Origin of the sequence: Brochothrix campestris FSL F6-1037 (assembly GCF_000525915.1) — a bacterium.
GTDB lineage: Bacteria > Bacillota > Bacilli > Lactobacillales > Listeriaceae > Brochothrix > Brochothrix campestris.
In genome coordinates, this window is record NZ_AODH01000044.1 from 40908 (window position 1) to 51773 (window position 10866).

General features: G+C 40.7%; 6 protein-coding genes and 3 pseudogenes. All 9 read left to right on the plus strand.

Going from position 1 to position 10866, the window contains the following annotated elements; translation table 11 throughout:
* Window positions 1-112: 112 nt before the first annotated feature.
* Window positions 113-1537: pseudogene (locus BCAMP_RS15110) on the plus strand (DNA translocase FtsK); the annotation flags it as partial.
* Between the two features lie 11 nt (window positions 1538-1548).
* The gene (locus BCAMP_RS09735) at window positions 1549-2805 is read left to right on the plus strand and encodes a M16 family metallopeptidase (protein ID WP_035315276.1); all 1257 of its coding nucleotides are present in this window, start codon (window positions 1549-1551) and stop codon (window positions 2803-2805) included.
* 1 nt (window position 2806) lies between these two features.
* Window positions 2807-4048, plus strand: coding sequence for a M16 family metallopeptidase (locus BCAMP_RS09740; RefSeq protein ID WP_035315277.1), 1242 nt, complete (start codon window positions 2807-2809; stop codon window positions 4046-4048).
* Window positions 4049-4496: 448 nt separating this feature from the next.
* Window positions 4497-4691 (plus strand): annotated as a pseudogene (locus BCAMP_RS15115) (helix-turn-helix domain-containing protein); the annotation flags it as partial.
* Window positions 4692-4702: 11 nt separating this feature from the next.
* Window positions 4703-5347: a DUF4115 domain-containing protein gene (locus tag BCAMP_RS09745; protein ID WP_084038778.1), complete on the plus strand. Its 645-nt coding sequence runs from the start codon at window positions 4703-4705 to the stop codon at window positions 5345-5347.
* Window positions 5348-5401: 54 nt separating this feature from the next.
* Window positions 5402-5983 carry a CDP-diacylglycerol--glycerol-3-phosphate 3-phosphatidyltransferase gene (gene pgsA, locus BCAMP_RS09750; RefSeq protein WP_035315282.1) on the plus strand — a complete coding sequence of 194 codons (582 nt, stop codon included), beginning with the start codon at window positions 5402-5404 and terminating at the stop codon, window positions 5981-5983.
* Window positions 5984-6127: 144 nt separating this feature from the next.
* Window positions 6128-7353 (plus strand): annotated as a pseudogene (locus BCAMP_RS09755) (competence/damage-inducible protein A).
* A gap of 160 nt (window positions 7354-7513) precedes the next feature.
* Window positions 7514-8560 carry a recombinase RecA gene (recA, locus tag BCAMP_RS09760; RefSeq protein ID WP_035315284.1) on the plus strand — a complete coding sequence of 349 codons (1047 nt, stop codon included), beginning with the start codon at window positions 7514-7516 and terminating at the stop codon, window positions 8558-8560.
* A 373-nt stretch (window positions 8561-8933) separates the two neighbouring features.
* On the plus strand, window positions 8934-10496 hold the full coding sequence (gene rny, locus BCAMP_RS09765; protein ID WP_035315285.1) for a ribonuclease Y: 1563 nt from the start codon (window positions 8934-8936) through the stop codon (window positions 10494-10496).
* Window positions 10497-10866 lie beyond the last annotated feature (370 nt).

Below are 10866 nucleotides of genomic sequence, written 5' to 3' on the forward strand. Positions count from 1 at the left end.
ACGCCCCTTGCCTGATATGCGTCCAACGCCTGCCACTACAGAAGCAACAACAGATCCTGTTTTAGCAGAACCGACTGCGGCTGATAGTTTTAATTTGCCACAAGTCGAAACTGACTATCAGTTGCCAAGTACGACCTTATTGAATCCGACTAAATTTGTTGATCAAAGTGACGAGAAACGACAAATTAATGAGAATATCAAAGTGTTGGAAGCAACGTTCCAAAGTTTCGGTGTTGATGCGAAGGTAACAGAAGTCCACCTTGGCCCAGCAGTGACAGAGTATGAAGTGCAACCGGCAGTGGGCGTGAAAGTGAGTAAAATCGTTAATTTAACAGATGATATCGCCCTTGCTTTAGCTGCAAAAGAAGTCCGTATTCAAGCGCCAATCCCTGGTAAATCAGTCATCGGGATTGAAGTCCCCAACCAAAATGTCGCGATGGTGACCTTACGTGAGATTTTAGAAGATAACCCGAAAAACAATCCAGCTGAAAAATTGCAGTTTGCTTTAGGCCGTGATATCTCAGGCGAGGCTGTCATGGCACGTCTCAATAAAATGCCTCATTTACTCGTGGCAGGTGCAACCGGGAGCGGGAAGTCTGTTTGTATAAACTCGATCATCACGAGTATTTTATTAAAGGCGAAACCACATGAAGTCAAAATGATGTTAATCGATCCGAAAATGGTCGAACTGAGTGTCTACAATGGCGTACCACATTTATTGACGCCAGTTGTTACCAATCCTAAAAAAGCTGCGCAAGCCTTACAAAAGGTTGTTGGTGAAATGGAACGGCGCTACGATTTGTTCTCACACTATGGTGTGCGCAACATCGAAGGTTATAATGAAATTGTAGCGGAACATAATGAAACAGAAACGGCAAAACAAGTGCCATTGCCATATATTGTAACAATAGTTGATGAGTTAGCTGATTTAATGTTAGTGGCTTCAAATGATGTTGAAAGTGCGATTATGCGCATTACACAAATGGGCCGTGCCTCAGGCATTCATATGATTGTTGCCACTCAACGTCCGTCAGTCGACGTTATTACTGGTGTTATTAAAGCAAATATTCCTGCCCGGATTTCATTCGCGGTATCGTCGTCGATTGATTCACGTACGATTTTGGATATGTCCGGCGGTGAAAAATTACTCGGCATGGGTGACATGCTCTTTAAAACAGCTGATGCGTCGAAGCCAACCCGAATTCAAGGGGCATTTTTATCCGATCAAGAAGTCGAGACAATCGTAGACGCCTGCATCGAACAACAAAAAGCACAGTATCAGGAAGAAATGATTCCCGACGAAATAGATGCCAATCAAGCAGAGCCGGATGACGAATTATTCGATGAGGCTGTTCAAATGTTTATTAAGCAACAAGCGGCTTCGGTCTCAATGTTGCAACGCAAGTTTAAAATCGGCTATAACCGTGCCGCTCGCATCGTTGATGAAATGGAAAATCGTGGTATTGTTGGTCCACATGAAGGTAGTAAACCACGACGTGTCAATGTAACCGAATGGCCCATTCAAGAGCAAGTGTAAAGGAGATTGACATGACGAAACAAATCCCAATCCTAATTAACGGCTACCCTGTTTTGCTACAACAAACGACACAATTTAATCAGATTACAGTCACGTGGCATTTTAAAGCGCCACTCGAACGTGAGACGTTGACAAAACGTTCCTTACTTGCCAACTGGTTAGGTCTTAGCTTAAAGTATTCGACCTTATCGGCCTTTCAACAGAGACTTTCGTATTTATATGGGGCAGCTTTAGATGCTACCGTCGAAAAAAGTGGGAACTGTCATTTGATTCATTGTACGTTAACCTATGCTAACCCTTCATTAATAGCGGATGAAACATTTGAAGAAGATGTTTGGTGCTTTTTACAGGACACCTTATTTCAACCGTTATTTACTGAAAACGAACGAACAACGGCTTTGTTTGAACGCGAAAAAGAGACGTTAAGCAATCGTTTTGAAATGATTAAAGAGGATCCGGGTGACTTAGCCTTGGAGCAAGTGCTGCAGACGGCCTTTGAAAACGATACATACCGCTACCATACGATCGGTGTTAAAGAAGATATCGCGGATTTAACATTAACTGATATTGCCGAAACACACCGTGAAATGCTGACGATTGATGAGCAGTTAATTACAGTCACGGGGGATGTCTCACTACCGATGATTACGAAACACTTAATGAAGTTCCCACATGGGCAGGCGAAAACAGTGAGGCCGCTAACTTTTAGCGACAGTAAGTTAACACCCCTCGGAGAACAAAAGCAGACTCATGATGTCTCACAAGCGAAGGTAATTATAATGTATCAAGTACCGCGCATATGTTCACAACGCGACCGTGTGCGGTTACAACTAGGCTACTACATTTGGGCAGTCGATAGTCATTCACGTCTTTTCAATGAAGTGCGCGAAAAAGCACAGTTAGCCTATGACATTTACGGCAGTCTCAATGTTACGAAACAGTTGGCCTATGCAGTTGCTGGTGTTGACGACGACGCGGTTGAACAAGCGCTAGAAACGATGAAACTACAACAACGGCAAATGGCAGAAAACATCCAATTATCTGAATTAGAACTGGCAAAGACGGCTTTGTGGCATGACCTACAGTTAGAACTAGACGATGTTGAAAGTGTAAATGACATTGCTTTTTCACGGCAATTACTGCCTTATACGATGACGTTAGCACAATGGCAGGCTGAGCTCGGAACAATCACGCCAGCAGATATCACAAATTTAATGAATCAATGGCAGTATAAAGGCAGTTTCTGCCTAACTAAAAAGGAGTACTAATTTGAAAAAAGAACTTTCCAAAACACTACCTAATGGGATGAAGGTTATTTTTGTTGAGAAACCAGCGGCGCATCATAGTTATATTCAGGTCAGTGTCCCTTATGGCTCAACGACACGTTTAGAATGGCAGGGGAAACCTGTTTTAAGCGGAATGGCCCACTTCATTGAACATATGATGTTTCAGTCTAATGAAGAAGATATTAGTAAGTTTTTCGTAGAGCGACAAGCAAGTATTAACGCCTACACAACAACGACGATGACGACTTATACTGTATTAGCAACAGGTGACATACATCCGCTTGTTGACTACTTAGGTCAAATGTTGTTGCAACCACGGTGGACTGACGCTGATGTTGCGCATGAACGCAACATTATTTTGCAAGAGCAGGAGATGTATGAAGATGACGTCTATTCTGTTTTAACACAGATGAGTTTAACAGGGCTGTTTCCTGGGCAAGCAATGGCGGTGGATATAACCGGCTCAAAAAAAGATGTTGCGAAGATGACACTAAAACAAGTTGAGGCAGTACAAGCGATGATGTATCAACCGGAACAACTCACTTGGGTAATAACGGGTCCATTTCAAGCTGAGCAGTTATACCGCGTGATGTGTGAGCAGTCTAAAACATGGCTACGACCAACGAGGGACGGGGAAGTTGGCTATATTAGCAGTCCTGAAGTCGTACTTGATGGAAAAGGTGCAACCACAACAATGCCGATTCAGTTGCCAAAATTTGCGCTTGGACTAAAATGGCAGGCACAAAGAACACGGGGAGCGGCTTATATAAAAGCTGTCTTAACACGTCAATTGCTGACTGATGTGATTCTGAGTCCGCTATCGCAAACCTATACTCGTCTATACGCAGAAGGTATCATTGATGAATCGTTTAGCAGTCATTTTGTATATGAAGATGCCTATTCTTATTTATTGCTAATGGGTACTGGTGATGAAAAAAGTGTTCGTGCGCTAACTGCGAGCTTAACAATGTCTGCAATTAAGAACTGTTTCGATCCATACGTGTTTGACTGCGCAAAACGTGAATTAATCGGCACATTAGTTACAATGACTGATGATTATGAAGCCTACAGTGAGTGGTTGGTTGAAAATCAATTGAAAGAGGCTGATGCTGCGATTTTTTTAACAATTATCAGACAAATCTCATTAAATGATTTAACAATTTTAGCCGAGGAGTTGTTCGGGAATCCTACACCGTTACTCTTTATGATAAAAGGACAAAAATAGTCGCGTTTAAATTAACTTAAAAGTGACAAGAACAAGCGGACGTGCTAAAATATAGACAGTGCAATTTTTAGATAAAATGCTAGTTTATCAAGGTGAAATATACTTTTTTAAGATCAGTATTGAAAAAGATACAATCGAAAACAAGTGAATTTAAGTGGATGAATTATTCGTACATATAAATCGATTGAAGCTGATTGTTTGAAATTAACTTTAATGAAAAATGATTGAAAACGTATGGAAAAGATACGAGATTGAGCTTAACGAAAGCAACTCCCTCTGTCTTTGCATTGTCGTTGAAAATTGTCAGATTGAACGATTTAGCTCGTTTATCAACAACGGAATGTCTAACTGTAATTACTCGATTAAGTGCGGTAAGTAAGTTATACTTGCGTTAGATAAGGCAAGCTGGAGAGATTTAAAAATAACGAAGCTATGGCAGGTGAAAAGTATGAGTGAGCTAGGGAGTTTATTGAAACAGAATCGTAAAGAAAAAGGCATGTCTTTGGACGAATTACAGCAAAAAAACAAAAAATCCAAAAACGCTATTTAGAAGCAATTGAACGCGGTAAGTTCGATGTTTTACCAGGAGACTTTTATACGCGCGCATTCATACGTACGTATGCTGAAGTTGTTGGCTTAAACGCGGATGAGGCTATGACGTTGTACCGTGCAGAAGTGCCTGTTAAGGAAGCGGCGGTCGAAGAAGTGACACGCGCAAACAATCAAAAAGAACCACGTGAATTACCAGTTTTCTTATTAGGCAAAGGTTTCAAACTGATTGTTGTGGCATTAATTGTGCTGGTTATCGGTGGGATTTGGCTGATGATGTATGTTAAAGGGAATAACTCGGATGATGCCGTTGTTGATCAAACACCTGCAACAAGTGTTTCAATCGATGAGGCAACTAAAACAAAAGAGTCCTCTAAAACGGAACAATCAGCATCAAAGGAAAAGTCAACTGATGAAAAAACAGATAAAGTGACGATTACAGCACCTGAAGCTAATTCTGGTTCGATGAATTACGTTGTCGAGGCAGCTAGTGTTGATGAATTGACGATGACGATTGAAGCTACAGGTGGCGATAGCTGGAATTCAATTACAACCAACACCGGTGAAGCTGTCGAGAGTGGGCTATTAGCGGCTGGCGATAAAAAAGAAATTAAATTAGTAAAACCAACTAACTTAAATGTAACAATTGGTAATTCGCAAGGCTTGAATATGAGCATTAATGATGAGAAACTTGAGTTTGCAACAGATGCCATAACACAAAACATCACGATTGAATTCAAGCAAAAATAACTGTGAGGAGTGGCTATCTCTAACGTCACTCCTTTTTCAAAGGAGAAAATTATAATGAATATTCCCAATCAATTGACCGTTCTACGTATTTTTCTGATTCCGATTTTTTTACTGCTTTTTTTAATACCATTTAATTGGGGAGAGTTTACTGTTTTAGGTGCAACAATTACAGTCGCACATTTAATTGCAACCATCGTCTTTATTGTTGCGTCGATTACAGATTGGTTAGATGGCTACTTAGCACGTAAATACAATCTTGTAACTAACTTTGGTAAGTTTGCTGATCCATTAGCTGATAAGTTGCTCGTCATGGCCGCTTTTATCGCATTAGTCGGTGCCGACATCATTCCATCATGGGCAGTGGTAATTATTGTCTCACGTGAATTAGCAATTACTGGTTTACGTCTGTTGTTAGCTGAAGGTGGCGAAGTGAATGCCGCCAACATGTTGGGTAAAATAAAAACGTTCACCCAATTAATTGCCATCCCATTATTAATGCTCAGTAATTTTCCGTTTGCAGCAACAGGTATTCGAGTTGATTTAATCATTTTTTATGTCTGTGTATTCTTTACAGTTTTATCGGGCGTTAACTATTTTTATCAAAACCGTCATGTGTTTAGCGATGGTTTTAAATAAGTCAGTTATTCGTATTTCTGTTACAAACGACGAAGGATAACAGTGTTCTTCTTTAGTCTCAAGTCGCTACACCTCCTGGTGTAGCGACTTTTTTTAGATACTGCTATAATAAAAAGAGAGGAAGTAAGGAGATGAGTCCATACGATGAACGCAGAAGTAATTGCAATCGGTACCGAACTTTTATTAGGACAAATTGTTAACACGAACGCGCAGTTTATTGCTCAGAAATTAGCCGATGCGGGGCATAATCTCTATTACCAAACAGTGGTAGGAGATAACGATAAACGTTTAACAGCTGTCTTTAAGCAAGCGCAACAACGCGCCGACTTAATTATCGTTACTGGTGGATTGGGACCGACACAAGATGATATCACGAAAGAGACGTTAGCCCGCCTGTTACAGCGCTCTTTAGTTAAAGATACGGTTGCTCTTGCAAAAATACAACAACATTTTGAAGGGCGTCAACAAGCGATGACGTCCAATAATTTACGACAAGCAGATGTGCTTGAAGGTGCAACTAGCTTAGCTAATAAAACCGGATTTGCGCCCGGTATGCTAATTGTTGACAAAGGAATTACCTATGTGTTAATGCCGGGTGTGCCACGCGAAATGAAACCGATGTTCGAGCATGTTATCGCAGAGTATCTAACACGTAATGCAACTCAACCAATTACATCACGGGTCTTGCGTTTTTACGGAATTGGTGAATCGCGGTTAGCAGACGTGTTAAATACATTAATTACGAACCAGACGAATCCGACACTGGCAACCTATGCTGGTACGTATGAGGTCAGTCTACGCATTAGTGCAGTCGCCAATCCATTGAAAACAGCTGCTGTCTTACTCGATGAAATGGAAGCAGAGGTGCAAGCGCTAGTCGGCAACTTCTTTTATGGCTATGGCGAAACAGGTCTGGAAGCGCGTGTTATCGAGCAATTAAAACAGAAGCAACTGACGCTATCGGCTGCTGAAAGTTTAACGGCAGGCTTGTTTCAAGCGACCATTGCTAATCATGCAGGTGTCTCTACTATTTTTAAAGGGGGGATGGTCACCTATGCAACATCCTTGAAAACCGACTTATTAGGGGTGGATGCAGCATTGATTGCGCGTGAGGGTGTCGTTAGCAAAGGGTGTGCGCAAGCAATGGCAGAGCAAATCCGTCTTCGCACCCAGCGGATATCGGTGTTAGTTTCACCGGTGTCGCTGGTCCAGGTGGCCAAGATGGACACCCAGCTGGAACGGTTTGGCTTGCTATTAGTACAAAAACAGAGACGACTGCTCATTTATATCACTTCAATGGCGACCGCCAGTCTAATCGTGAGCGGGCTGTAAAACAAGCCTTTTGGCTCTTGAATCAGCGTTTCTCTTAAGGCAATGACATATTTAAAACAGGGAATCATCATTTTAATTGCCGATATATTTCAAAAAAGCGAATATACGTTCGTTTTTTGCTTGTAATTAAAAGTGAAAACGTTTATAGTTAAAGGTATAGCAAAACAAATTTCGTTTTTATACGAAGGAGGAAATAGGTTGGATAATCGTCAAGCGGCCTTAGATCAGGCATTGAAACAAATTGAAAAACAATTTGGTAAAGGTTCTATTATGAAATTAGGTGAAAAAACTGATACAAATATAAAAACAATTCCAAGTGGTTCGTTAGCACTTGATGTGGCATTAGGTGTTGGTGGTTACCCACGTGGCCGTGTCATTGAAGTATATGGTCCAGAAAGTTCTGGTAAAACAACGGTTGCTCTCCATGCCATTGCAGAAGTACAAGAAAAAGGTGGTACAGCTGCTTTTATCGATGCAGAGCATGCCCTTGATCCAGCTTATGCAAAAAAACTAGGTGTGAACATTGATGAATTACTGTTATCTCAACCTGATACGGGTGAGCAAGCGCTCGAAATTTGTGAGGCACTTGTTCGTTCAGGTGCAATTGACATCGTTGTTATCGATTCCGTGGCAGCCTTAGTGCCTAAAGCAGAAATCGAAGGCGAGATGGGTGATTCGCACGTTGGTTTACAAGCGCGATTAATGTCTCAAGCCCTTCGTAAATTATCTGGTTCAATCAATAAATCAAAAACAATTGCTTTATTCATCAACCAAATTCGTGAAAAAGTCGGTGTTATGTTTGGTAACCCTGAAATTACACCCGGTGGACGTGCTCTTAAATTCTACGCATCTGTTCGTTTAGAAGTACGTCGTGCAGAGCAATTAAAACAAGGCACTGACATCATCGGTAATAAGACGCGTATTAAAGTTGTCAAAAACAAGGTCGCTCCGCCATTCCGTATTGCCGAAGTTGACATCGTCTACGGACAAGGAATCTCACGCGAAGGTGAAATCGTTGATATGGCCGCTGAACACGATATTATTGTTAAAAGTGGTTCGTGGTACTCATATGAAGGCGAACGTATTGGTCAAGGTCGTGAAAATGCGAAGCAATATTTACGTGAACATACTGAAGATCGTTTAGCGATTTATGAAAAAGTGCGTGATGCATATGGTATCGGTGCTGAGTTGCCAGAAGCTGCGACAGGTAAAGATGAGACCGACGCAACGGAAGATGACGAATAAGCTGATTCTCTAGCTGAGAGTGTCGTGATTTACGACACTCTTTTTTGTATTTATCAGTTATATTTGGACAACGAGTATTTCATCTGAAATTTTTTAAAAAAAGGCGATGTTAAGCGGTTTCATCGTCGTAAAATACTAATATTAAATGCATTTGAGTCAGACAAAGAAACTATTTCAAAAAAAAAAGGTAAAACTAAGAGATAAATAGCATTATTTATTTCACAAATTACCTTTTTATCGGTATAATGTAAATTGTAAGATAATTTAAAGCTAAATTATTTTACATAGCTAATCATTAATGTAGTGCGCTGTACAATAAGTCAGCCGACAATTTGACATGAATTATAAAAAGAATAAGAATGGAGGTGAATGTATGACCTACGTAATTGACATCATCCTCGTATTCCTTTTCTTGATCATTGGTCTTGTTGTAGGAAGAAAAATAGCGAATAATTCGAATCAACGTGATATGGAAGCTAACCGTAAAACGGCGGAGCACATTAAAGCGGATGCGCTAAAAGAAGCTGAAACTTTGAAGAAAGAGGCGCTTTTAGAAGCTAAAGAAGAAAATCAACGCTATCGAACTGAAACTGAGACTGAACTTCGCGAACGTCGTTTTGAAATTAAAACAAAAGAAACGCGTTTATTACAACGTGAAGAAATCCTTGATCGTAAAACCACGTCCTTAGAAAATAAAGAGGAAACAATTGAACGCAAAGAGGAAAAAATAACTCAGAAACAACAACTAATCGAAGAGAAAAAAGCTCAAGTTGAACAATTGGTCGAAAATGAACGCCAAGAACTTGAACGCATTTCGGCTTTAACGAAAGACCAAGCTAAAGATGAAATCTTAACGCTAACAGAAAAAGAGTTATCACACGATATGGCTGTGATGATTAAGGAAAGCGAAGATGATGCGAAAGAAACGGCCGATAAGAAAGCCAAAGATTTATTATCGTTAGCGATTCAACGTTCTGCTGCTGATTTTGTATCAGAAACAACAGTATCGGTTGTTAACCTACCTAACGATGAAATGAAGGGACGTATTATTGGGCGTGAAGGTCGTAACATTCGTACGATTGAAACATTAACAGGGATCGACTTAATCATTGATGATACACCCGAAGCTGTTATTTTATCAGGTTTTGATCCGGTCCGTCGTGAGATTGCCCGTATCGCGCTTGAAAAATTAGTAGAAGATGGTCGTATCCATCCTGCTCGAATCGAAGAAATGATTGATAAAGCACGGAAAGAAGTGGACGAACACATTCGTGAACTCGGAGAACAAGCAACCTTTGAGCTTGGGTTACACGCAGTTCATCCTGACCTTATTAAAATTTTAGGTCGCCTTCGTTACCGTACAAGTTATGGTCAAAACGTCTTGAATCACTCAATTGAAGTCGCACGATTAAGTGGGATTTTAGCGGGTGAGTTAGGCGAAGATGTTACGCTTGCTAAACGAGCTGGTTTATTCCATGATATCGGGAAAGCGATTGACCATGAAATTGAAGGCAGTCATGTTGAAATTGGTGTCGAACTTGCCACTAAGTATAAAGAACATGAAACAGTTATCAACGCGATTGCCTCGCATCATGGTGATACTGAGCCAACATCAATCATCTCTATCCTTGTGGCAGCGTCTGATGCTTTATCAGCAGCTCGTCCGGGTGCGCGTAGTGAAACGTTAGAAAATTACATTCATCGTTTAGAGCGTCTTGAAGCGATTCCAGAAAGTTTCAAAGGAGTCGAAAAAGCGTTTGCGATTCAAGCTGGTCGTGAAATTCGGGTCATTGTTAAGCCAGAAGACATCGATGATTTAGAATCGATTCGTCTGGCACGTGACATTCGTAAATCAATCGAAAATGAATTGAATTATCCAGGTCACATTAAGGTGACAGTTGTTCGTGAAACGAGAGCGGTTGAATACGCTAAATAAGATATGAAAAAGACCCCATTTAAAAATGGCTCTATGTCAGATAGTGTTGTTATTCAAAATTTAGTAAAATAAGTCATTTTTGCAGCTACCTTTTTTGGTAGCTGCTTTTTTTTGTAGTCATTCCTAATGTGAAGGACGCTTTCTGCGGGTGACCCTTCATCTTCTGCGCTCCGCTTGGGGTATTCAGCGGGCACTTTTCCCGCTAGAGTCGCCTTCACAAACGTCATGACGCTGCACGTTTATTATTGAGGTTTTCGCGTATTAAAAGACAGTAAAAGAGTCAATTAATTACGAGTTGGGAGCGATGCGTTTATGATTGAATCCGAGTAGAATCCTGTTTCTGAAATTTGAAAAGTTACGGTAACCAAAC

Bases quoted from the DNA above. Each gene is read 5' to 3' on its own strand.
- pgsA (WP_035315282.1), top strand. From the start codon at position 5,402: ATGAATATTCCCAATCAATTGACCGTTCTACGTATTTTTCTGATTCCG.
- BCAMP_RS09745 (WP_084038778.1), top strand. From the start codon at position 4,703: ATGACGTTGTACCGTGCAGAAGTGCCTGTTAAGGAAGCGGCGGTCGAA.
- rny (WP_035315285.1), top strand. From the start codon at position 8,934: ATGACCTACGTAATTGACATCATCCTCGTATTCCTTTTCTTGATCATT.
- BCAMP_RS09735 (WP_035315276.1), top strand. From the start codon at position 1,549: ATGACGAAACAAATCCCAATCCTAATTAACGGCTACCCTGTTTTGCTA.